This is a genomic window from Pseudomonas sp. NBRC 111123 (assembly GCF_001320205.1).
GTDB classification, from domain to species: Bacteria; Pseudomonadota; Gammaproteobacteria; order Pseudomonadales; family Pseudomonadaceae; genus Aquipseudomonas; species Aquipseudomonas putida_J.
This window is the reverse complement of sequence record NZ_BCAZ01000004.1, coordinates 16,039-38,069: the sequence shown is the minus strand read 5'-3', so window position 1 is coordinate 38,069 and position 22,031 is coordinate 16,039. Positions and strand designations below refer to the sequence as shown.

At 60.8% G+C, this 22,031-nt stretch carries 23 protein-coding genes; 7 read left to right on the top strand and 16 right to left on the bottom strand.

Annotated features, from left to right (window positions below; all coding sequences use genetic code 11):
- Positions 1-38: 38 nt before the first annotated feature.
- The 4 genes from glpD to APH27_RS03635 all read right to left on the bottom strand — a co-directional run bounded on the left by glpD (position 39) and on the right by APH27_RS03635 (position 5,397).
- Positions 39-1,571, bottom strand: a complete 1,533-nt coding sequence (glpD, locus tag APH27_RS03650) for a glycerol-3-phosphate dehydrogenase (protein WP_177331637.1) — start codon at positions 1,569-1,571, stop codon at positions 39-41.
- Between the two features lie 441 nt (positions 1,572-2,012).
- Positions 2,013-2,768 (bottom strand): DNA-binding transcriptional repressor GlpR, encoded by a 756-nt coding sequence (gene glpR / locus APH27_RS03645; protein ID WP_060484004.1) that lies wholly within the window; start codon positions 2,766-2,768, stop codon positions 2,013-2,015.
- Positions 2,769-3,004: 236 nt separating this feature from the next.
- Positions 3,005-4,504 (bottom strand): glycerol kinase GlpK, encoded by a 1,500-nt coding sequence (gene glpK / locus APH27_RS03640; protein ID WP_060484003.1) that lies wholly within the window; start codon positions 4,502-4,504, stop codon positions 3,005-3,007.
- Positions 4,505-4,545: 41 nt separating this feature from the next.
- Positions 4,546-5,397, bottom strand: coding sequence for an MIP/aquaporin family protein (locus APH27_RS03635; protein WP_027918978.1), 852 nt, complete (start codon positions 5,395-5,397; stop codon positions 4,546-4,548).
- 303 nt (positions 5,398-5,700) lie between these two features.
- Between APH27_RS03635 and ybaK the strand changes: the two genes are divergently transcribed.
- On the top strand, positions 5,701-6,171 hold the full coding sequence (gene ybaK, locus APH27_RS03630; protein WP_027918977.1) for a Cys-tRNA(Pro) deacylase: 471 nt from the start codon (positions 5,701-5,703) through the stop codon (positions 6,169-6,171).
- A 124-nt stretch (positions 6,172-6,295) separates the two neighbouring features.
- Here the strand turns inward: ybaK and APH27_RS03625 are convergent, their stop codons facing one another.
- Both APH27_RS03625 and argF read right to left on the bottom strand, forming a co-directional pair.
- Positions 6,296-7,405, bottom strand: a complete 1,110-nt coding sequence (locus APH27_RS03625; protein WP_027918976.1) for an ABC transporter ATP-binding protein — start codon at positions 7,403-7,405, stop codon at positions 6,296-6,298.
- Positions 7,402-8,322: an ornithine carbamoyltransferase gene (gene argF / locus APH27_RS03620; protein ID WP_027918975.1), complete on the bottom strand. Its 921-nt coding sequence runs from the start codon at positions 8,320-8,322 to the stop codon at positions 7,402-7,404. The genes APH27_RS03625 and argF overlap by 4 nt, the downstream gene beginning before the upstream one ends.
- 383 nt (positions 8,323-8,705) lie before the next feature.
- Between argF and APH27_RS03615 the strand changes: the two genes are divergently transcribed.
- The gene (locus tag APH27_RS03615; RefSeq protein WP_060484002.1) at positions 8,706-10,814 is read left to right on the top strand and encodes a molybdopterin-dependent oxidoreductase; all 2,109 of its coding nucleotides are present in this window, start codon (positions 8,706-8,708) and stop codon (positions 10,812-10,814) included.
- A gap of 91 nt (positions 10,815-10,905) precedes the next feature.
- The gene (gene grxD, locus APH27_RS03610; RefSeq protein ID WP_060484001.1) at positions 10,906-11,241 is read left to right on the top strand and encodes a Grx4 family monothiol glutaredoxin; all 336 of its coding nucleotides are present in this window, start codon (positions 10,906-10,908) and stop codon (positions 11,239-11,241) included.
- Positions 11,242-11,297: 56 nt separating this feature from the next.
- On the opposite strand, the gene bfr is transcribed toward grxD, so the two are convergent.
- Positions 11,298-11,771, bottom strand: coding sequence for a bacterioferritin (bfr, locus tag APH27_RS03605; protein WP_003258014.1), 474 nt, complete (start codon positions 11,769-11,771; stop codon positions 11,298-11,300).
- A 201-nt stretch (positions 11,772-11,972) separates the two neighbouring features.
- Positions 11,973-12,194: a bacterioferritin-associated ferredoxin gene (locus APH27_RS03600; RefSeq protein ID WP_027918972.1), complete on the bottom strand. Its 222-nt coding sequence runs from the start codon at positions 12,192-12,194 to the stop codon at positions 11,973-11,975.
- 213 nt (positions 12,195-12,407) lie between these two features.
- Here APH27_RS03600 and APH27_RS03595 point away from each other — a divergent pair, with 213 nt between their 5' ends.
- The gene (locus APH27_RS03595; protein ID WP_027918971.1) at positions 12,408-13,010 is read left to right on the top strand and encodes a peroxiredoxin; all 603 of its coding nucleotides are present in this window, start codon (positions 12,408-12,410) and stop codon (positions 13,008-13,010) included.
- Between the two features lie 126 nt (positions 13,011-13,136).
- On the opposite strand, the gene rnt is transcribed toward APH27_RS03595, so the two are convergent.
- Both rnt and pyrC read right to left on the bottom strand, forming a co-directional pair.
- The gene (rnt, locus tag APH27_RS03590) at positions 13,137-13,748 is read right to left on the bottom strand and encodes a ribonuclease T (RefSeq protein WP_371260249.1); all 612 of its coding nucleotides are present in this window, start codon (positions 13,746-13,748) and stop codon (positions 13,137-13,139) included.
- 59 nt (positions 13,749-13,807) lie between these two features.
- Complete coding sequence (pyrC, locus tag APH27_RS03585) at positions 13,808-14,854, bottom strand: dihydroorotase (protein ID WP_060484000.1); 1,047 nt, start codon at positions 14,852-14,854, stop codon at positions 13,808-13,810.
- 130 nt (positions 14,855-14,984) lie between these two features.
- On the opposite strand from pyrC, the gene APH27_RS03580 reads away from it, so the two are divergent.
- Both APH27_RS03580 and APH27_RS03575 read left to right on the top strand, forming a co-directional pair.
- Positions 14,985-15,899, top strand: coding sequence for an OmpA family protein (locus APH27_RS03580; RefSeq protein WP_060483999.1), 915 nt, complete (start codon positions 14,985-14,987; stop codon positions 15,897-15,899).
- 414 nt (positions 15,900-16,313) lie between these two features.
- Complete coding sequence (locus tag APH27_RS03575; protein WP_060483998.1) at positions 16,314-17,531, top strand: argininosuccinate synthase; 1,218 nt, start codon at positions 16,314-16,316, stop codon at positions 17,529-17,531.
- A gap of 72 nt (positions 17,532-17,603) precedes the next feature.
- Here the strand turns inward: APH27_RS03575 and APH27_RS03570 are convergent, their stop codons facing one another.
- Positions 17,604-18,044 carry a hypothetical protein gene (locus APH27_RS03570; protein ID WP_060483997.1) on the bottom strand — a complete coding sequence of 147 codons (441 nt, stop codon included), beginning with the start codon at positions 18,042-18,044 and terminating at the stop codon, positions 17,604-17,606.
- A gap of 307 nt (positions 18,045-18,351) precedes the next feature.
- Between APH27_RS03570 and APH27_RS03565 the strand changes: the two genes are divergently transcribed.
- Positions 18,352-18,978 carry a response regulator transcription factor gene (locus APH27_RS03565; RefSeq protein WP_027918965.1) on the top strand — a complete coding sequence of 209 codons (627 nt, stop codon included), beginning with the start codon at positions 18,352-18,354 and terminating at the stop codon, positions 18,976-18,978.
- A gap of 44 nt (positions 18,979-19,022) precedes the next feature.
- Here APH27_RS03565 and APH27_RS26540 read toward each other — a convergent pair whose 3' ends face one another.
- The 5 genes from APH27_RS26540 to APH27_RS03545 form a co-directional block, all read right to left on the bottom strand.
- A complete protein-coding gene (locus tag APH27_RS26540; RefSeq protein ID WP_027918964.1) occupies positions 19,023-19,199 on the bottom strand; it encodes a PA3496 family putative envelope integrity protein in 177 nt (58 codons plus the stop codon).
- Between the two features lie 104 nt (positions 19,200-19,303).
- On the bottom strand, positions 19,304-19,942 hold the full coding sequence (nth, locus tag APH27_RS03560; RefSeq protein ID WP_060483996.1) for an endonuclease III: 639 nt from the start codon (positions 19,940-19,942) through the stop codon (positions 19,304-19,306).
- A gap of 4 nt (positions 19,943-19,946) precedes the next feature.
- A complete protein-coding gene (locus APH27_RS03555; protein ID WP_060483995.1) occupies positions 19,947-20,465 on the bottom strand; it encodes an Rnf-Nqr domain containing protein in 519 nt (172 codons plus the stop codon).
- Complete coding sequence (locus tag APH27_RS03550; RefSeq protein WP_060483994.1) at positions 20,458-21,060, bottom strand: RnfABCDGE type electron transport complex subunit G; 603 nt, start codon at positions 21,058-21,060, stop codon at positions 20,458-20,460. Before APH27_RS03550 ends, APH27_RS03555 begins: the two co-directional genes overlap by 8 nt.
- Entirely contained in the window at positions 21,057-22,028 is a 972-nt protein-coding gene (locus tag APH27_RS03545) for an RnfABCDGE type electron transport complex subunit D (protein WP_027918960.1), read from the bottom strand. The genes APH27_RS03550 and APH27_RS03545 overlap by 4 nt, the downstream gene beginning before the upstream one ends.
- Positions 22,029-22,031: the final 3 nt, after the last annotated feature.

The window sequence follows — 22,031 nt, the reverse complement described above, 5'->3', positions numbered from 1 at the left end:
GCGCTTCGTTGATGGCGAAGCGCTGCACCAAGATGCCTTCAGGCCGCTTGAACGCCTTGTCGTTCTACCTCTTTCAGGTACCCCGCCAGGGCTTGTTGCTCAGCCGCCGTGGTGAACAGGCCCAACTTGGTGCGGCGCCACAGAATGTCGTCGGCCGTCAGCGCCCATTCTTCGTTGCACAGGTAATCCACCTCACGTGCGAACAGGCCACCACCGATTGCCTGGCCAAGGTCGGCCGGCCCTTGAACACCCTCCAGCAGCTGCCATGTGCGGCTGCCGTAGGTGGTTGCCCAGCGCTTGGCAATGTCTGCAGACAACCACTCGTGGCGTTTGAGCAAGCCATCCACCATGGTTTGTGCGTCGCTCATGTTCTCGCCACCCGGAAGAGGGCTTTCAGCCGTCCAGCTGCCGCGCATCTGGTTGAAGAAGGGTTTGAGCTCGCCCATCGCTGATTCAGCCAGCTTGCGGTAAGTGGTGAGCTTGCCACCGAACACAGAGAGCAATGGCGCCTGACCATCGCCTGCGGACAGTGCCAAGGTGTAGTCGCGAGTCACGGCCGACGGGTTGTCCGATTCGTCATTGCACAGCGGGCGAACGCCGGAATACGTGTGCAGGATGTCGGCACGGCTGAGCTGGTGGTTGAAGTGCTGGTTGACCACCTTGAGCAGATAGTCGGTTTCGCCTTCGGTAATGTTTACTTGCGCCGGATCGCCGCTGTATTCACGGTCGGTGGTGCCGATCAGGGTGAAACGTTCCAGATACGGGATGCAGAACACGATGCGCTGGTCTTCATTCTGCAGGATGTAGGCATGCTCGCCTTCGTACAGGCGCGGCACAATGATGTGGCTGCCCTGGATCAGCCGGATGCCGTAGGGGGCGTTCAGCTTGAGATCGTCCTTGATGAAGCTGGCTACCCAAGGGCCGGCAGCATTGACAAGGGCGCGGGCACGAATCGTCTGCAGGCGGCCGTCGGCATGCTGCAGTTCGACCTGCCATACGCCGTCAACGCGCTCGGCGCGCAGGCAGCGGGTTCGAGTGACGATATCCGCACCGTTCTCACGGGCGGCCATGGCATTGAGCACCACCAGGCGGGCGTCGTCCACGGCGCAGTCAGCATATTCGAAACCGCGGGTGATCGCCGGCTTGAGTGGGTAGCCCGGGCCAAAACGCAGGCTGCGTGAGGCGCCCAGGCGCTTGCGCTTGCCCAGGTGATCGTAGAGGAACAGGCCGGCACGGATCATCCACGCAGGGCGCAGGTGCGGGCGGTGCGGCAGCACAAAACGCATCGGCTTGACGATGTGCGGTGCCTTGGCCAGCAGTACTTCGCGCTCGGCCAGCGCCTCACGCACCAGGCGGAACTCGTAGTGCTCCAGGTAGCGCAGGCCGCCGTGGATCAGTTTGCTGCTGGCTGAGGAGGTGTGCTGGGCCAGGTCGTCCTTCTCGCAGAGAAAGACCTTCAGGCCGCGGCCGGCGGCGTCGGCAGCGATGCCCACGCCATTGATGCCACCGCCGATCACGGCAAGGTCATAGCAGTCGGCGAGTGATGGCTGGGACGGAACGGGCTGGGACACGGGCAAGGCCTCCTGGGGGCTGTTCACATCGAATATGAACATCTATGTTCGTTTCCGAAAATACTAGCGCAACAGAAAGCCGGTCGCCAGTCAGTCTTTATAGAAAAAACTGATCAGATGACAAAGAAATGAACATTTACGAATATTCTGGGTGATCAGTTTGCGCCTTTTGGCGCCTGTGAGATCGAGCGCCGCCCGCGCGGCGCATCGCGGATGAATCCGCTCCTACATCCGTTTCGGGCCAGTTCAGCCTGTGAGATCACCTTTGCCCGCCTCGTTTGTTCCCTACAATTTCGAGGTGGGCGGCAAGGCGGGCAGCCCATCTGGCGCAGGACAGACTGGCCAGAAACAGATGTAGGAGCGGATTCATCCGCGATGCGCCGCGCGGGCGGCGCTCGATCTCACAGGCGCGAAAAGGCTCACGTCATGCCCCCAGAGCCCTCACACAACCTCAAGGCGGATCTTGTACTGGTTCAGCAGCTGGGTGAGGGTGGGTGTGGGCGGCTGGTCGGTCACCAGGCAGTCGACCAGGCTGATCGAGCCCAGGCGCACCATGGCATTGCGCCCGAACTTGCTGGAGTCGGCGGCGAGGATGACTTGCCGGGCGTTGGCGATGATCGCCTGGGACACCCGTACCTCCTGGTAATCGAAGTCGAGCAGGCTACCGTCTTCGTCGATACCGCTGATGCCGACCAAGGCGAAGTCGACCTTGAACTGGTGGATGAAGTCGACGCTGGCCTGGCCGACCACGCCGCCATCGCGGCGTACCGTGCCACCTGCCACCAACACCTCGAAGTCATCCTTGGCCGCAAGAATCGCCGCCACGTGCAGGTTGTTGGTGATGACCTTCAAGTGGTTGTGGTTGAGCAACGCCCGGGCAATCGATTCGGTGGTGGTGCCGATGTTGATGAACAGCGACGCATGGTCGGGAATCTGCTTGGCCACGGCTTCAGCGATGCGCTGTTTTTCATCGCGCATCTGGTCGGCGCGCATGGCATAGGCGGTGTTCTCGATGCTCGAATCATAGGCGGCACCACCGTGGTAGCGGCGCAGCAAGTTGAGCTCGGCCAGTTGGTTGATGTCGCGCCGGATGGTTTGCGGGGTGACGACGAACAGCTGCGCCATTTCTTCGATACTGACGTAGCCGCGGTCGCGCACCAGCTCGAGGATTTGTTGTTGGCGTGGGGGCAGATTCATGGGCGGTCCTTTGGGGCTGCCGGACAAATTCTGCAATGATGCCGTAGGAAGGGGACTACGGCCAGTAGACGATGGGGATGTGACGCGCTGTTGGGGTGGAGCGGCCTTGTGTCGCGATAGGGCTGCGAAGCAGCCCCAAGGTTTCAGCGTCAAGGCACAAATTGCTGGGGCCGCTTCGCGACCTTATCGCGTCGCAAGGCCGCTCCCCCACTTGAAGCGTGGCTACCGAGGAAGGGTCAGACCTCGTGATCTTCCCAGTCACGGGTGCGGTCAACGGCCTTCTTCCAGCCGGCATACAGTTTCTCTTTCTGAGCCTCATCCAGCTGCGGGCTGAACTCGCGCTCGATGATCGCCTTGTCGCGCAGTTCTTCCAGGCCGCTCCAGAAGCCACAGGCCAGGCCTGCCAGGTAGGCGGCACCGAGGGCGGTGGTTTCGCGCATTTTCGGGCGCTCCACGCAGGTGCCGAGAATGTCGGCCTGGAACTGCATGAGGAAGTTGTTGGCCACCGCACCACCGTCCACGCGCAGTTCCGACAGGCGTTCGCCGCAGTCCTGCTGCATGGCGTCAAGGACGTCGCGGGTCTGGTAGGCGATCGATTCCAGCGCAGCGCGAATGATGTGGTCGACCTTCACCCCACGGGTCAGGCCGAACAGCGCGCCACGGGCATACGGGTCCCAGTACGGAGCACCCAGGCCAGTGAAGGCCGGCACCAGGTACACGCCGTTGCTGTCCTTGACCTTGCTGGCGAAGTACTCCGTGTCCAAGGCGTCATTGACGATCTTCAGCTCGTCACGCAGCCATTGTACGGTGGAGCCGCCGTTGAATACCGCGCCCTCCAGGGCATAGGCCACCTCGCCACGCGGGCCGCAGGCGATGGTGGTGAGCAGGCCGTGGGAGGACTTGACGGCCTTGTCGCCGGTATTCATCAGCAGGAAGCAGCCGGTGCCGTAGGTGTTCTTGGCCTGGCCCGGTTCCACGCACATCTGGCCGAACAGCGCCGACTGTTGGTCGCCGGCGATACCGGCGATGGCGATACCGCTTTTGGTGTGGCCGTACACTTCCGAGGAAGGACGCACCTCGGGCAGCATCTGCCGCGGGATGCCGAGGATTTCCAGCAGCGTGTCGTCCCACTGCAGGCTGTGGATGTTGAACATCAGCGTGCGCGAGGCGTTGGTGTAGTCGGTGACATGCACCTTGCCGCCGGAGAACTTCCAGATCAACCAGGTATCGATGGTGCCGAACAGCAGCTCGCCGCGCTCGGCGCGTTCGCGTGCGCCTTCGACATTATCGAGGATCCACTTCAGCTTGGTACCGGAGAAGTACGGGTCGGTAACCAGGCCGGTGGCTTCGCGAATGTACGCCTCATGCCCATCGCGCTTGAGCTGGGCGCAGATTTCGGTGCTGCGGCGGCACTGCCAGACGATGGCGTTGTACACCGGGCGGCCGGTTTCCTTGTCCCACACCACGGTGGTTTCACGCTGGTTGGTAATCCCCAGCGCAGCAACTTGCGCATGGCTGATACCGGCCTGGGCCAGGGCCTCGACCATGGTCGCGCTTTGGGTGGCGAAGATCTCCATCGGGTCGTGCTCGACCCAGCCAGCTTGTGGGTAGTGTTGGGCGAACTCGCGCTGCGAGGTACCTACCACATTGGCATCGCGGTCGAAGATGATCGCCCGCGAGCTGGTGGTGCCCTGGTCCAGGGCGATGATGTAGTTCTTATCCTGGGTGTCTGTCATGGTCGTAGGCCTTGCAAAAAGAGGAGTTCAGGGCGTCAGCATCAATTGGCTTGAGTATCGCCCTGGCGATTGTCGGTTGTCTCGGCGCTTGCGCTTTGCGCCGTCGGCAGGTTGCGGGCGATAAGGCCGCGATAGATCGCGGCACCCAGGCAAGCGCCGAGAACCGGTGCGAACACCGGAACCAGGAAATACGGAATGTCCCGACCGCCAGTGAAGGCGATTTCGCCCCAGCCAGCCAGGAAGGTCATCAATTTTGGCCCGAAGTCGCGGGCAGGGTTCATCGCGAAGCCGGTCAGCGGGCCCATGGCACTGCCAATAACGGCAATCAGCAGGCCGATCAGTAATGGTGCCATGGCGCCGCGTGGCAGGCCGTTGTTGTCATCGGTCAGGGCCATGATCACGGCCATCAGGATCGCGGTGATCACCACTTCGACCAGGAACGCCTGGCCAGTGGAAAGCGACGGGTGCGGATATGTCGAGAATACCGAGGCCAGCTCAAGGCTTTCGGTGCTGCCACGCAGCATGGCGTGGGCTTGTTCGTAATCGAAGAACAGGTTGCTGTACAGGGTGTACACCAGCGCCGCGCCGCAGAAGGCGCCGCAGATCTGGGCCAGTGCGTAGAACGGCAGCTTGCGCTTGTCGAAGCCGGCGAACAGGGTGAGCGCGATACTCACGGCCGGGTTCAAGTGCGCACCGGAAATGCCTGCAGTGAGGTAGATCGCCATGCTTACACCGACGCCCCAGATGATGCTGATTTCCCATAGGCCGAAGCTGGCGCCAGCGACTTTGAGCGCGGCGACGCAACCGGTACCGAAGAAGATCAGCAAGGCGGTGCCGAGAAACTCGGCCAGGCATTGGCTGGACAGTGTGGGTTCGCGTAGAGCAGTCGTCATGTATGACCTCTTTGTTTTTGTTGTGAGGCGCGAAGCGCTCGACAGCAAAGCCTGATGTCTATCCCCATTGACCTCAGGCGGGTATTAAGAAGCGCACCTTTAAAGGGCACCATTTATTCAGAAACGAAAAAATATAGACAAGAAACGCTGATGTCAAAGGTCGAAAGTGAACGGGTAGTCACGTTTTGGACGCCTATTTCAAAGGCTGAAGCCCGTAGTAGAGGGGCTACGTCAGGCATTGGCTGGCTGGGATGTGGGATTTGCCCTAAAGTAGCCGCGACCTGTCCCAGACCGGAGCACTGCATGACCCCTGCACTCGACCTGCTGAAGAAAGCCCGCGCCGAACATCGCGTGCACAGTTACGAACATGACCCCAAGTCGGCGTCATACGGGCTGGAGGCGGCGGAAAAGCTCGGGCTCGATCCGCAGCAGGTATTCAAGACCTTGCTGGCGAGCAGCGAAAAGGGCGAATTGCTGGTGGCGGTGGTGCCAGTGGTGGGGACGTTGGACCTCAAGGCCTTGGCTCATGCGGCTGGGGTCAAGAAATGTGAAATGGCTGACCCCACTGCGGCACAGCGAGCAACGGGCTATCTGGTGGGAGGTATCAGCCCGTTGGGGCAGAAGAAGCGCCTGCGTACGTTCATTGATGATTCGGCGCAAAATTTTGCAACCATCCATGTCAGCGCCGGGCGTCGGGGGCTGGAGGTTGAATTGGCGGCGGCGGTACTGGCCGAGCATACCCAGGGCAAGTTCGCCGGGATTGGCAGGGGGTGAGATTGCGGGGGCTGCTTTGCAGCCCTTTTGCGGCATACAGAGACAGTAATCCCCTGTAGGAGCGGCCTTGCCGGGGCGTCGGACCGGTCGGAAAGGGCCGCAAAGCGGCCCCAGCGTTCTGTCATCAGGTCGCCGAACTGTAGCGGCGAACCCCATTCTCCTGGCGCGACAACTGCGCCGAGACACTGCCTGGCACCGGAAACACCACCAGGTGGTCGGCCTTCACTGCAATCCCCACATCCTCACCGACCTGGTGGTCGATATGGCTCGGGAAGATCGCCTCGAGCTGGCTGCCAGTAGGCAGCTGCAAGCGGTACAGCGTCGACGCGCCAAGGAAGCTCTTGCCAACGATGTTCGCCTGCAGCGCGCTGCCCGGGGCCGGCACGATGTCATCAGGGCGCAGCAGCACATCCACCGAGCTGCCCGGTGCCATGGTATAGGCACGGTTGCCACGCAGCTCGCCGAGTTCTGTATTGACCGCTTCATGGCTGCTCATCTGGCCACGGATGAAGTAGCCTTGGCCGACGAAACTGGCCACGAATGGCGTCTGCGGTTCGTGATACAGGTTGTAGGGCGTGTCCCACTGCTCCAGCCGGCCTTCCTTGAACACACCGACGTGGTCGCTGACGGCAAACGCTTCTTCCTGGTCATGGGTGACCAGGATCGCGCTGGTGCCACGGCTCTTGAGGATGTCCCGTACTTCGTGGCTCAGGCGCCGGCGCAGTTCCACATCGAGGTTGGAGAATGGCTCGTCGAGCAGCAGCAGCTGCGGCTCAGGTGCCAGTGCGCGGGCCAGGGCGACACGTTGTTGCTGGCCACCCGACAGCTCATGCGGGTAGCGCCCGCCGAGGCCGCCGAGCTTGACCAGTTCGAGCATTTCTTCGATCACCTGCGCCTGGTTCGGGTGCTTGCTGATGCCGAAGGCGATGTTCTGCGCCACGGTCAGGTGCGGGAACAGGGCGTAGTCCTGGAACACCATGCCGATCCGGCGTTTTTCCGGCGCCAGGGTGAAGCCCGCGCGGGAAATGACCTCGCCGGCCAGCTGGATCTCGCCTTCATGCACCGGCTCGAAGCCGGCGATGGCCCGCAGGGTGGTGGTCTTGCCGCAACCCGAGGAACCCAGCAGGCAACCGATGTCGCCTGCGTTCAGGTGCAGGTTGAGGTTCTGGACGATGCGCTGGTCGCCATAGCCACAGGCGAGGTTGCGCAGGTTGAGCAGTAGGGGTTGACTCATGCGTGGTGGTAAGCCGGTTCGACAAGGAATTCGAGAAGGGCCTTCTGTGCATGCAAGCGGTTTTCAGCCTGGTCCCAGGCGACCGAACGAGGGTCGTCGAGCAGGTCATGGCTGATTTCCTCACCACGGTGGGCGGGCAGGCAGTGCATGAACAGGGCGTCGGGTGCCGCCAGGTCGAGCAGTGCGCGGGTGACCTGGTAAGGCGCGAAATGCGCCAGGCGCCGAGCAGTTTCCTCTTCCTGGCCCATGGAAGTCCAGACATCCGTTGTCACCAGGTGCGCACCCCGTACGGCTTCCTGTGGATCACGGACGATTTGCACGTGCTCGCCACCCAGGGCCATGAAGCGTGGATCGGGCTCATAACCTTCGGGGCAGGCGATGCGCAGCTGGAAATCGAACTGCTTGGCCGCTTCGATGTACGAGTTGCACATGTTGAAGCCGTCGCCGATCCAGGCCACGGTCTTGCCCTGGATCGAGCCGCGGTGCTCGAGGAAAGTCTGCATGTCGGCCAGCAGCTGGCACGGGTGCGACTCGTCGGACAGGGCGTTGATCACCGGTACGCGGGATTTGGCGGCGAACTCGGTCAGGGTGCTGTGGGCGTGGGTACGGATCATCACCACGTCAAGCATGCTCGACAGAACGATAGCGCTGTCACCGATCGGCTCGCCACGGCCCAGCTGGGTATCGCGTGGCGAAAGAAAGATGGCCTGGCCACCGAGCTGGATCATGCCGGCTTCGAACGAGACGCGGGTACGGGTCGAGGACTTCTCGAAGATCATGCCCAGCACACGGTTCTTCAGGGGTTCGAACAGCACGCCGCGCTTGCGCAGGTCCTTCAGCTCGATGCCTCGGCGGATCACACCGAGCAATTCGTCGGTGGTGAAATCCAGCAGGGAGAGAAAGTGCCTAGCGCTCATGATTGACTACCTTATCTGCAACGGTATGCAGGTCGACCGTATGGTTTTTTTTGACAACGGGAGTGACCTGCGGCGTAAGCCGCACGGGGCGGACGAAATGGGAAAGGCGCAATACTATAATTAAATGTCGCCTGAAACCAAGAGGGGAAACAGCAGCTCGTTTCAAAGGATGTTGCAAAGGGTGTCGTAACCCTGGGGCCAGTGCTGTTTTTTATTTGTTACAGACGGTTGTACACGGCTAGCTGGCAATTTGGCAAATGCCTGTCGTAAATCGTACGCCTGATGTCGCGGGATTCACGCCGCGAAGTGCGATGGTCGTCGCGAGTGCTGCGGCGCATAGTCATGGCTCCACGACTCCCTACAACAGCAAGGCAGAGGCGGCCATGACCAAGACCCTGCACCACCGTGCCTGTCACCTGTGCGAAGCAATCTGCGGCCTGAATATAGAAGTCAGCCATGAAGACGACGGGCGGGCGCTGATCAGCTCGATCAAGGGTGACCCCGCGGACCCGTTCAGCCGCGGCCACATCTGCCCCAAGGCAGTGGCCCTGCAGGACATTCAGAACGACCCGGACCGCCTGCGCCAGCCTCACCGGCGGGTAGGGGGCGAGTGGCAGCCAATCGGCTGGGACGAGGCTTTTGCCTTGGCCGCCGACAGGCTGTGGGCTGTCCAGCAGGCTCACGGGCGCAATGCCGTAGCGGTCTATCAAGGCAACCCCAGCGTGCATAACTATGGGCTGATGACCCACAGCAACTACTTCCTCGGCCTGCTCAAGACCCGCAATCGCTTTTCCGCCACCTCGGTCGACCAGCTGCCGCAACACCTGACCAGCCATCTGATGTACGGCCACGGCTTACTGCTGCCGATCCCTGATATCGACCACACCGACTTCATGCTCATCCTCGGTGGCAACCCGCTGGCCTCCAATGGCAGCATCATGACCGTGCCGGATGTGGAGAAGCGGCTGAAGGCCCTGCGCGGGCGGGGTGGTCGCCTGGTGGTGGTCGATCCCCGGCGCAGCGAAACCGCCGCCATGGCCGACCACCATCTGTTCATCCGGCCCGGTGGCGATGCCGCCTTGCTCTGCGGCCTGCTCAACACGCTGTTCGAGGAGCATCTGGCGCGTGGCTCGCATTTGCCGGTGAGCGGCCTGGAGCAAGTGCGTGAAGCGATCTTGCCGTTCAGCGCAGAGGCTATGAGTGCTCACTGCGGCATACCCGCAACCCAGATACGCCAACTGGCGCGGGACTTTGCTGCTGCAGACAAGGCAGTCTGCTATGGGCGCATGGGGGTCTCGACCCAAGCGTTCGGCACGCTGTGTCACTGGCTGGTGCAGGTGATCAACCTGATTACCGGCAACCTCGACCGAGAGGGTGGGGCGTTGTGTACCGAACCTGCGGTCGATCTGGTGGCAACCACTTCGGGTGGTCATTTCAATGCGTGGCAAAGCCGGGTTTCGGGCCTGCCTGAATACGGCGGCGAGCTGCCGGTGGCAGCCCTTGCCGAAGAGATGCTGGTCCCCGGGGAGGGCCAGGTGCGCGCCCTGGTGACAGTAGCCGGCAACCCGGTGTTGTCCACGCCCAATGGCCGGCAGCTGGATGCGGCGCTGGACGGGCTGGAGTTCATGCTCAGCATCGACCTCTATATCAATGAAACTACCCGCCACGCCGACCTGATCCTGCCTTCGACTTCGGCGCTGGAAAATGATCATTACGACAGCACCTTCAACCTGCTGGCCGTACGCAATGTAACCCGTTTCAATCGCGCCATCCTGGCCAAGCCGGAAGGTGCGTTGCATGACTGGGAAATCTTCGTGGGCCTGGCGCAGGCGTTCGCCGAGCGTGCCGGACTTGCATTGAAACCGACCTGGCCGCCGGCGCAGATGATCGATGTGGCCTTGCGCAAGGGCCGCTATGGCGAAGGCACCGCATGGAATCTCTCGCTGTCGGCCTTGGATGAGCACCCCCATGGGCTTGATCTGGGACCGCTACGGGCCAACCTGGCGTTGCGCCTGGCGACCGCCAGCAAAACCGTCGAGGCGGCGCCGCAGGTGCTGCTGGATGACCTGCAGCGGTTGGCCTTGCAGGCACCGCCTGCGCCGGGCGAGTTGCTGCTGATTGGTCGCCGCCACGTGCGCAGCAACAATTCATGGATGCACAATTTTCATCGCCTGGTCAAAGGCAAGCCGCGCCATCAGCTGCTGATGCACCCGCAAGACCTGCAGCAACGGCAACTGCAGGATGGCCAGCGGGTGCGTATCCGTTCACGCACCGGCACGCTGGAGGTCGAGGTGCAGGCCTGTGAAGACATGATGCCGGGGGTAGTCAGCCTGCCCCATGGCTTCGGCCACGGCCGCCAGGGCGTGCAGTTGCAGGTTGCCCGGGCACAAGCGGGTGTAAGTGCCAACGACCTCACGGATGAACGCCTGCGTGATCAGGTTTCCGGTAATGCTGCGCTCAATGGCGTCCCCGTGCAGGTCGAGGCCGCATGAGCAACGGTAAGGCCGAGCATGCTGCTCGGCTTTCCGATACAATGCGTCACCGTGCCGACGACAGTGTCGGAAAGTTCAGCCGAGGTGCTACATGGATATCATCGAAACGATCAAAGAGCAGATTGCCAACAACACCGTTCTGCTTTACATGAAAGGCTCGCCGAATGCCCCGCAGTGTGGCTTCTCCGCGCGTGCTTCGCAGGCCGTGATGGGTTGCGGCGAGAAGTTCGCCTACGTCGACATCCTGCAGAACCCGGAAATCCGCGCCAACCTGCCAAAATACGCCAACTGGCCGACCTTCCCGCAACTGTGGGTAGCCGGTGAGCTGGTTGGCGGTAGCGACATCATTCTGGAAATGTTCGAGAAGGGTGAGCTGCAGACCCTGATCAAGGAAGCGGCTGCCAAGGCCAAGGCTTCCGAAGCCTGATATCAGGCCGCCATAAAAAAACCCGCTCAAGGCGGGTTTTTTTATGGCTGGAGAATTTACTCTTCGCCCATCTGCGATTGCAGGTAGTTCTCGATGCCGATCTTGTCGATCAGGCCGAGCTGGGTCTCCAGCCAGTCGATGTGCTCTTCCTCGGATTCGAGGATGTCTTCGAGCATGTCACGCGACCCGAAGTCGCCGGCGGTTTCGCAGTGCGCGATGGCAGCTTTCAGGTCGACCAGGCCCTTCTGTTCGATCTTCAGGTCGCACTCGAGCATCTCTTTGGTGTGCTCACCGATCAGCAGCTTGCCCAGGTCCTGAACGTTCGGGATACCTTCGAGGAAAAGAATACGCTTGATCAATTTGTCAGCGTGCTTCATCTCGTCGATCGATTCTTTGTACTCGTGCTTGCCGAGCTTGTTCAGGCCCCAATCTTCGTACATGCGCGCGTGCAGGAAGTACTGGTTGATCGCGACCAGCTCGTTTCCGAGGATCTTGTTGAGATGCTGGATGACGCTTACGTCGCCTTTCATGCCGGGTTCCTGCCCTGTAGAAGTGTGCCAATGCAGGGAAGTTTGAGCCCGATACTAAGGGCTGTCAAACCTAAGTTATTGAATAATAAGTGAAAATTAATAGGAATAAGAATGTTTGTGAACCGCGTTGGAGCGCTAACTTATTGATATACAGGCATAAAAAAACCGGACACAAGGTCCGGTTCTTCAAATTCGGTAACATCAGGCAGCAGTAAATTCCACTGGGTAGGGCAGGGCGGCGTGCTGGCTCACCTGCAATTCGGTGAGGGTCTCGCGGACCACCTGCTTGGCCAGGCAGGCGCATTTGCCACACTGGCTGGCGACGTTGGTCGCAGCTCGGACTTCCTTGTAACTGCAGCATCCTTCATAGATCGCATCGCGGATCTGTCCGTCGGTGACGCCGACACAAAGACACACATACATAGGGCTGACCATCGCTGGTTGAGTCGATGGGTTGGAGCTTAATGTTAATGAGAATGCTTGTCAAAGGACTTTCTGAGAGGGCCGTGCTTGAGCGACCGACGGTTGCATTCGGCCTGTCACGGCAAGCCGTGTATGATGGTCGGCCTTTGTTGGATGTCGGGCAAGCCTGCCTTGGCCCGGCAAACGGTTCTTCACCCTCATCTGGAGATTACAATGAGCGTACTCGTTGGCAAACAAGCCCCCGACTTCACCGTCCCGGCCGTCCTCGGCAACGGCGAGATCGTCGACAGCTTCAACCTGGCTTCGGCCATCAAGGGCAAGTACGGCCTGGTGTTCTTCTACCCACTGGACTTCACCTTCGTCTGCCCGTCCGAGCTGATCGCCCTGGACAACCGCATTCCTGACTTCCAGGCGCGCAACGTTGAAGTGATCGGCGTTTCGATCGACTCGCACTTCACCCACAACGCCTGGCGCAACACCCCGGTCAACGCCGGTGGTATTGGCCAGGTCAAGTACACCCTGGCAGCCGACATCACCCACGAAATCTGCAAGGCCTACGACGTTGAGTCCGAAGGCGGTGTAGCCTTCCGTGGCGCCTTCCTGATCGACACCAACGGTGTTGTCCGTTCGCAGATCGTCAACGACCTGCCACTGGGCCGCAACATGGACGAACTGCTGCGCCTGGTCGACGCTCTGCAATTCCACGAAGAGCACGGCGAAGTCTGCCCTGCCAACTGGAAAAAAGGCGACCAGGGCATGACCGCTTCGCCAGAAGGCGTTGCTGCTTACCTGAGCGAGAACGCTGGCAAGCTGTAATTGCCACGCGCATAAAAAAACCGGCCCATGTGGCCGGTTTTTTTTGCTTCAAGTTTCAAGCTGCAAGTAAAAAGCACAGCGCATGCGGCCTGTTTTCCTTGACGCTTGAAGCTTGTGGCTTGCAGCTCAATCGTTGAAGTCGCGCCAGCCGCCCATTTCTTTCCAGCGGTTGACGATGCCGCAGAACAGTTCGGCAGTTTTCTCGGTGTCGTAACGCGCCGAGTGCGCCTCACGGCCGTCGAAGTCGATGTCGGCGCTCTGACAGGCCCGCGCCAGTACGGTCTGGCCATACGCCAAACCCGCCAGGGTCGCGGTGTCGAAGCTGGAGAACGGGTGGAACGGGTTACGCTTGATATCGTTGCGGCTTACTGCCGCATTGAGGAAGCCAAGGTCGAAGCTGCTGTTGTGGCCGACCAGGATTGCCCGTTTGCAGCCGTTGGCTTTCAGTGCCTTGCGCACGCCGCGGAAGATGTCGGTGAGCGCGCTTTCTTCGCTCACGGCCATGCGCAGTGGGTGGTCCAGCTTGATGCCGGTGAACTCCAGCGCGGCGGGCTCGATATTGGCCCCTTCGAACGGTTCGACCCGGTAGAAGTAGGTGTGCTCGGGGAACAGGAAGCCTTTCTCGTCCATGCCGATGGTCACTGCGGCGATTTCCAGCAAGGCGTCGGTGGCGCTGTTGAAGCCGCCGGTCTCGACATCCACCACGACTGGCAGATAGCCACGGAAGCGCTCAGCCATCGGGTGGCGCGAGCCGCTGCCGACCTGGCCGTCCTGGTCGTCTTCGTAGAGGTCTTCGCTCACGCGTTGTCCTCCAGCAGGCGCCAGCGCAGTTTTTCACCGGCACGCAGCGGGATCACGGTCTGCTCGCCAAACGGCAGGCTGTCCGGGGCAGTCCATTCTTCGCGGACCAGGGTGATGGTATCGGTGTTCGCTGGCAGACCGTAGAAAGCCGGGCCGTGCAGGCTGGCGAACCCTTCCAGCTTGTCCAGTGCATTGCGTTGTTCGAACGCCTCGGCGTACATCTCGATCGCCGCATAGGCGGTGTAGCAGCCGGCGCAACCGCAGGCAGCTTCCTTGGCGTGACGGGCGTGCGGAGCCGAGTCGGTGCCGAGGAAGAACTTCGGGTTGCCACTGGTGGCCGCGTCCAGCAGCGCCACCTGGTGGGTGTTGCGCTTGAGAATCGGCAGGCAATAGAAGTGCGGGCGGATACCGCCAACCAGCATGTGGTTGCGGTTGTACAGCAGGTGCTGGGCAGTGATGGTGGCACCGACGTTGGCTGGGGCCTCGGTCACGAACTGCGCGGCATCACCGGTGGTGATGTGTTCGAACACCACTTTCAGGGTCGGGAAGCGCTCGACCAGGCGGCGCATGTGCTCGTCGATGAAGCGCTTCTCGCGGTCGAACACGTCGATTTCGCTGCGGGTCACTTCACCGTGCACCAGCAGCGGCATGCCGACCTCGGCCAGCGCCTCGATGGCCGGGAAGATGTTGTCGATGCTGGTGACGCCCGAATCGGAGTTGGTGGTGGCGCCGGCGGGGTACAGCTTGGCGGCGTACACGATCCCGCTGGCCTTGGCCGCGCGGATGTCCTCGGGGCTGGTGCGGTCGGTGAGGTACAGCACCATCAGCGGTTCAAAGCGGCTGCCGGCCGGGCGGGCGGCAAGGATGCGCTCGCGGTAGGCGCTGGCTTCGACGGCATTGCGCACCGGCGGGACCAGGTTGGGCATGATGATGGCACGGGCGAAAGTACGCGCCACATCGCCAACGGTATGGGGCAAGACGGCACCATCGCGCAGATGGATGTGCCAGTCGTCGGGACGCAGGAGGGTCAGGCGATCGGACATTGGGAATTCCAGGCGGGTCGAACTCAGGCCCCAATGCTACCGGAAAACCCCGGGCCGAGCACGGCTATCAAGTTTTCCGGCGAGCGTCCGATAGCCTGCCTGTAAGCCGTCAGAATTTGTGGAGCCGCCCGTGCGCCAGCGTTACCTAGCCCTGTTGACCCTTGTCGCCAGCCTGCCGGCCGGTGCACTGACCTTCCAGACCCGCATGGAGAATGTCGCCTGGAAAGTCGAGGGTGACCAGTTCGAATGCCGGTTGATACAGCCGATCGACGGTTTCGGCAGTGGTGAGTTCGTGCGCAAGGCCGGTGAACAGCCGGTGTTCCAGCTGCGTTCGGCCAGCAACGTGCTGGGCGCAGGTTCCGCCACCTTGCTGGCGGCCGCTGCCCCTTGGCAGCCGGGCCGCGGTGATGTGAACCTCGGCGCCGTGCGCATGGCCCGCAGCGGCGTGCTGTTCAGCTCGTCACAGAGCCAGGCCAGCCGCCTGATCAATGGGCTGCTCGATGGCCGCAGCACAGTGGTGCGCAATTACACTGGCGAAGGTGGGCGGGTGATGGAAGTGCGGGTATTGCCGGTAAGCTTCGCCAAGGCATACAGCGACTATCAGGTGTGTGCAAGCAAGATGCTGGCGATGAATTACGACCAGGTTCGCCAGACCCAGGTCGGCTTCCCGGGCGGTGGCTTCGACCTGGACGCCGATGCCCGCGCGCGGCTGGACGTGATCCTCGATTACCTCAAGGCCGACCCGACAGTGAACCACATCGAACTCAACGGCCATTCCGACAACAGCGGCAATCGGCTGACCAATCGCGACACTTCGCGGCGCCGGGCTTTGGCCGTTGCCGATTACTTCAAGGCCCATGGTGTGCCTGAAGATCAGATCCTCGTGCGCTTCCATGGCGAGCGTTATCCATTGGTGAAGAACAACAGCCCGGGCAATCGGGCGCGCAACCGTCGTGTGAACATCGAACTGGATCGCGTGGCGCAGGTGGAGAAGCCGGTGGTGCAGCCGGTACAACAGGCTGCGCCGGGGGCTAAAGCGCTCTGAGTTGCCCAGAGCTTGCGGGTGTATGCCTTATCAGTTTCAGCGCCTGTGAGATCGAGCGCCGCCCGCGCGGCGCATCGCGGATAAATCCGCTCCTACATTTGTTGCAACGTGCCGAACCTGTTATGCCATGGTTGCCAGCCTTGGCGCATGACTTGAGCCGTGTAAACCGGCTGACAACCATGGCCTTACAGGCGTGGCACGTTGCATTAGATGTAGGAGCGGATTCATCCGCGATGCGCCGCGCGGGCGGCGCTCGGTGTCACTGGCGCTGAAAACGTTGGGGCATGCACAACCAGACGTCGCGCCACTGACAGTTCCTGTCGCTTTGTCGTCAGAAGCTGTCGCCCCACTGTAAATTTATCCGCAAGGCCGGTAGAATCGGTCCTTTTCCGTACAACCCCGTGGAGTGATGGCATGGCGGACGTAAAAAAGGTCGTACTGGCGTATTCCGGCGGCCTTGATACTTCGGTGATTCTCAAGTGGCTGCAGGACACCTACAACTGCGAGGTGGTGACCTTCACCGCTGACCTGGGTCAGGGCGAAGAAGTCGAGCCGGCTCGCGCCAAAGCTCAGGCGATGGGCGTAAAAGAGATCTACATCGACGACCTGCGCGAAGAGTTCGTGCGTGACTTCGTCTTCCCGATGTTCCGCGCCAACACCGTCTACGAAGGCGAGTACCTGCTGGGTACTTCCATCGCTCGCCCGCTGATCGCCAAGCGTCTGATCGAAATCGCCAACGAAACCGGCGCCGACGCCATTTCCCATGGCGCTACCGGCAAGGGTAACGACCAAGTCCGCTTCGAGCTGGGTGCCTACGCGCTCAAGCCAGGTGTCAAGGTCATCGCCCCATGGCGCGAGTGGGACCTGTTGTCCCGCGAGAAGCTGATGGACTACGCCGAGAAGCACGGTATCCCGATCGAGCGCCACGGCAAGAAGAAGTCGCCGTACTCGATGGACGCCAACCTGCTGCACATCTCCTACGAAGGCGGTGTCCTGGAAGATACCTGGACCGAGCACGAAGAAGACATGTGGCGCTGGAGCGTCTCGCCAGAGAACGCCCCAGACCAGGCTACCTATATCGAACTGACCTATCGCAATGGTGACATCGTCGCCATCGACGGCGTCGACATGAGCCCGGCCACCGTGCTTGCCGAACTGAACCGCATCGGCGGCGCCAACGGTATCGGCCGTCTGGACATCGTGGAAAACCGCTATGTGGGCATGAAGTCCCGCGGCTGCTACGAAACCCCTGGCGGCACCATCATGCTCAAGGCCCACCGCGCCATCGAGTCGATCACACTGGACCGCGAAGTCGCTCACTTGAAAGACGAGCTGATGCCGAAGTACGCCAGCCTGATCTACACCGGCTACTGGTGGAGCCCGGAGCGTCTGATGCTGCAGAAGATGATCGATGCTTCGCAGGTCAACGTAAACGGTGTTGTGCGCCTGAAACTGTACAAGGGCAACGTCATCGTGGTGGGTCGCAAGTCAGACGATTCGCTGTTCGATGCCAACATCGCCACCTTCGAAGAAGACGGCGGCGCCTACAACCAGGCCGATGCTGCTGGCTTCATCAAGCTCAATGCGCTGCGCATGCGCATCGCAGCCAACAAAGGCCGCGGGATGCTCTGAGCATCTGGCTGAACTGGCAACTGAACCCCGGCCTTGGTCGGGGTTTTTTTTGCCTTCTGGTCACTGCTCTGATCAATGCCCATGGGATAAACCCTCAGGCAAGCGGGTGATCGAAAGAACGATACATTGGTGTAGTTCCATGTTGCACAAGCGCAACTCTCTATTCTCGGTAGGCTGCTGGGCAATGGCTTGCATCACCTGTTGTTGAATCATCTTCTGCGCGTCAGGGCCAGAAAACATCATGGTTACAGATTCTTGAGTATCGGTACGCCCCGCCAGTTCGGGTGTGCTCTTCTGCTCGGCTGGGTCGGGCTTGTAAAAGGACTTGTAGTTGAAATTCAAGGTGAGGAAGAACAGCGCAGTGAGAAAGAATGGAAACCCTACTAGGAACCATGTGTAGTACGTCTGACTTTTTTCGCTGAGAAAAGGCAATGTTGCCAGGGCAGAAGCTTCAATGATGCCAGCGAAGATGGCGATTATCGTCAACGGAGCAACAGGTTGGTTATCGATCATGTAATGGCCTCCTGCATGTTCGGCTTATCAATAACCGACTGAACGCCTCAACTAAATTGTGGACTTTTTCCGGGGGAGGGAATTTGTCCACAAGGCCAGTGATGCACGCGGTTGGATCATTACTGCTTCGCGTATTCGCAAGTTTTTTCGAGGAAATTTTATAAATTTTTTCTTGTAGGAAAATTCCCAAACCGATGTAGGGTTCATCTATTCGGCTATTTGTTCGAGAAATGGACGCGCCATTGAGCGTTGTGCTCGGTTATGGTGAGGCAGTCGTCAAAGCAAAATAACGAATGATGGATATCGCATGAATAAAGTCCTTATCGTGGATGATCATCCGGTCATACGCTTGGCAGTGCGCATGCTGATGGAGCGGCATGGGTACGACGTAGTCGCGGAAACCGACAACGGCATAGAGGCCTTGCAGCTCACGCGTAAACACCTTCCCGATATTGTCGTACTGGATATTGGTATTCCAAAACTCGATGGGCTGGAGGTCATCGCCCGCATGGCAGCTGCCAGCCCTGGCAGCCGTGTGCTGGTATTGACCTCACAGGCCCCCGGGCATTTTTCCATGCGCTGCATGCAGGCGGGGGCCGCTGGCTATGTGTGCAAGCAGCAAGAGCTCACCGAGCTGCTCAGTGCTATCAAAGCCGTGCTCTCCGGTTACAGCTACTTCCCCAATCAGGCCTTGCACAAGTCGCGTGGCCGGGTAGGGGGCGCAAGCGAGTCTGAGATGGTCGATCGCCTGTCGGCAAGGGAGATGATGGTACTGCAGCAGCTTGCTCGGGGGAGGTCCAACAAAGAGATCGCCGACAGCATGTTCCTCAGCAACAAGACGGTCAGCACCTACAAGACCCGTTTGTTGCTGAAGCTCAATGCCCACTCGCTGGTGGACTTGATCGAGCTGGCCCGGCGTCATGATCTCAGCTGAACCGCGCATGCACAAAGCCTCCGCGAAGGAGGCTTTGCATGGGATTACAGGTCGTAGTCGAAATCGGCGAGTTGCCGTTGCAGGCGCCGTTCTTCGAGGAGGTTGTCTATGGTGCGACGCTTGCTCAGGTTGGTCTTCGCGGTTTCCACCTGAGGCTCCGCCTCGTCGTCAGCGGTGGCAAAGTCATCTTCGATCGACAGGTCGTCTTTATCGGTACTCATGAGTCGCTCCAAGCCAATGGGCCATTGGCCGTCCTTATAGCGAGAAAGCGGAGTTCGGTAAAAAAGATTTTTTCAATCGCACGGCAACAGTTTTTGCTATTGGCTCAATCATCGGCGGTCTTGTGCTTGTATTCGCAAAGGTCTTCGATGCGGCAGCTGCCGCAACGTGGCTTGCGAGCCTGGCAAACGTAGCGGCCATGCAGGATGAGCCAGTGGTGGGCATCGATCAGGTAATCTTTGGGGACGAACTTGAGCAGTTTCTTCTCGACTTCGAGCACGGTCTTGCCGGGTGCGATGCCAGTGCGGTTGCTGACGCGGAAGATGTGCGTGTCAACGGCCATGGCCGGCTGGCGGAAGGCGGTGTTGAGCACCACGTTGGCGGTCTTGCGGCCAACGCCTGGCAACGCTTCCAGTGCTTCCCGCGTCTGCGGGACTTCGCCGTCATGGCGTTCGATCAACAATCGGCATGCCTCGATGACATTCTTGGCCTTGCTGTTGTAGAGGCCGATGGTCTTGATGTAGTCGCTTAACCCCTCGACCCCCAAAGCATGAATAGCCTGCGGTGTATTGGCGACCGGGAACAGGCGCGCGGTGGCTTTGTTGACGCCGACATCGGTGGACTGAGCAGAAAGCGTCACCGCAACCAGCAGCTCGAAAGGGGTGGTGTAAGCCAGTTCCGTTTTCGGGTCGGGATTATCTTCGTGCAGCCTGCGAAAGATCTCCAGGCGTTTGGCGGCATTCATGGGGTCAACGCTTTCCTTGACGACGTGTGAGGGTGGGGCCTAGCCAATTGTACAAGGCCAGCAGGGTGCCGAGCAGTAGCAGTGCACCTGCCGGCAGGTTGGCCAGATGCATGCCCGCAACCTGGTCCAGCCATTGGCGACCAGCACCTAGCAGCAGGCAGGCGAGCAGCACGCCAGGCAAAAGGAGCAACAGTTGCCGCCAGCGGCCTGCGCTTGGCAGCAGTATGTCGAGAGCAAGGCATTGCAGGCAGATCAGGGCTGGGAAATAGCCAAGCGCCAGCGACAATGGCAATGCCCAGGCGCGCAGCGCCAGTTGCAGGCAACTGACAAGCGCAGCAAGCAACAGCAGGCTTGCCAGCCAGTATTTCGCGCCGCGAAGTGTTGCCCGCAATGGGCTTAGCAAGCATTGGTGGAGGAGCGGCAGCACGAGCATGCACATGCCGATGGCAAAAGCCTGAGGCAGCGTTCGCGTTGCGCCAAGCAGTGGAGCCAGGCCGGTTGCCAGCAAGCAGAATCTATTCATGGTCAGGTGCTCCGAGCAGTTCGCGGCGATGCTGGTCAAAATAGCGCAATGCCTCTTGTTGGGCGTCGATGACTGCCCGAGAAGTAACGGTTGCACCGGCCAACTGGTCGAAGTCGCCCTGGTCGCGCCGGATCGCCCAGTGGTCGCCAAGGCCATGCTTGGCAAACTGCTCCAGCCAGCCAGACTGCGGATCGGCAATCTGGGCGCCCAACCCAGGGCTTTCCTGCTGTTCGACCACCCGAGTCCCGATCAGGCGGCCAGCGGTGTCGATGGCAATGGTCAGCCTGATAGGGCCGGCGTAGCCCTGTACCTGGCTTACCAGCACGATGGCGGTTGGCGAAGTGCCGCGTGTTGCGCGATAGGCGGCGAGTATCTTGCTATGCAGCGGCTGGTCGGCCGGCAATGCCAACGCGCTGTCCAGCGGGTGGTTGTCGTAGTTTTGCGTCGGCAGGGCTGCGAGGAACTGGCTAGCCCGCAACTGGCGCTCGGCATCGACGATGGCGGGGCGGGTCCAGTATTGCCAGGCCAACGTCACCGCCATCGCCGAGCCACCGAGGGCAAGTAGCAGCAAGGTACTGCGAATGGGCGCGATCATGGCAACGCCTGCTGGCGCCGCGAGGCGAACCGATCCAGGGCGGGCGCGGTCAGGTTCATCAGCAGGATGGCGAATGCCGTGCCATCCGGGTAACTGCCCCAAGTGCGAATCAGGTAGATCAGCGCGCCTGCGCCAAAGCCGAACAGCAGCCTGGCCAGATTGGACTTGGGGCCGGACACAGGCTCAGTGGCGATGAAAAACGCTGCCAGCATGGTTGAGCCGCTGAACAGGTGCAGCAGTGGCGAGCCGTTCGAATCCGAGCCTGAGCCATTCCAGGCCAGCAGGCTGAACAGAAACAGCCCGCTCAGCAGGCCTGCCGGGGCATGCCAGCTGATGACCTTGCGCAGCCACAGAAACAACCCGCCGAGCAGCAGGGCCAGGTTGATCCATTCGCTGCTGCTGCCGCCGACATTGCCAAAGCCGGGGTGGCTGGCGAACAGCTCGTCGATGGTCAGGCTGCGATTGTGGCGCAGGCCGTCGAGAATGGTCGGTCCCGCCCAAGCATCGATCTGGGTAGCGCTGCCAGACACTAGCTGAAGGCTGTCGATAAAGCCAAGGGCCTGGCTGGGCCAGTGAGTCATTTGCAGTGGAACGTTCAGTAGCACACATGCGTAACCGACCATCGCCGGGTTGAACAGGTTGCGGCCCACTCCGCCGAAGGCCTGCTTGCCGACGCCGATGGCAATGCATGCCGCTGTCACGGGCAACCACCAAGGCGCCGCTGCTGGCAGGGCGAGGGCCAGCAGCACGGCCGTCACCAGGGCGCTGCCATCGTTCAATGCCGGCAGAACAGGCAGGCGGCGTACTGCCAGCAGTGCCGCTTCGCAACCCAGAGCGCCACTGGCGCACAGCAACAGGCTGAACAGTACCCCCCAACCCTGCGTCCAGAACGAGGCGAGCAAGCCGGGTATACAGGCCAGCAGCACCAGGCCCATGGCCCTGCGTAATCGTGGGTCAGGGCTTGTCATGTT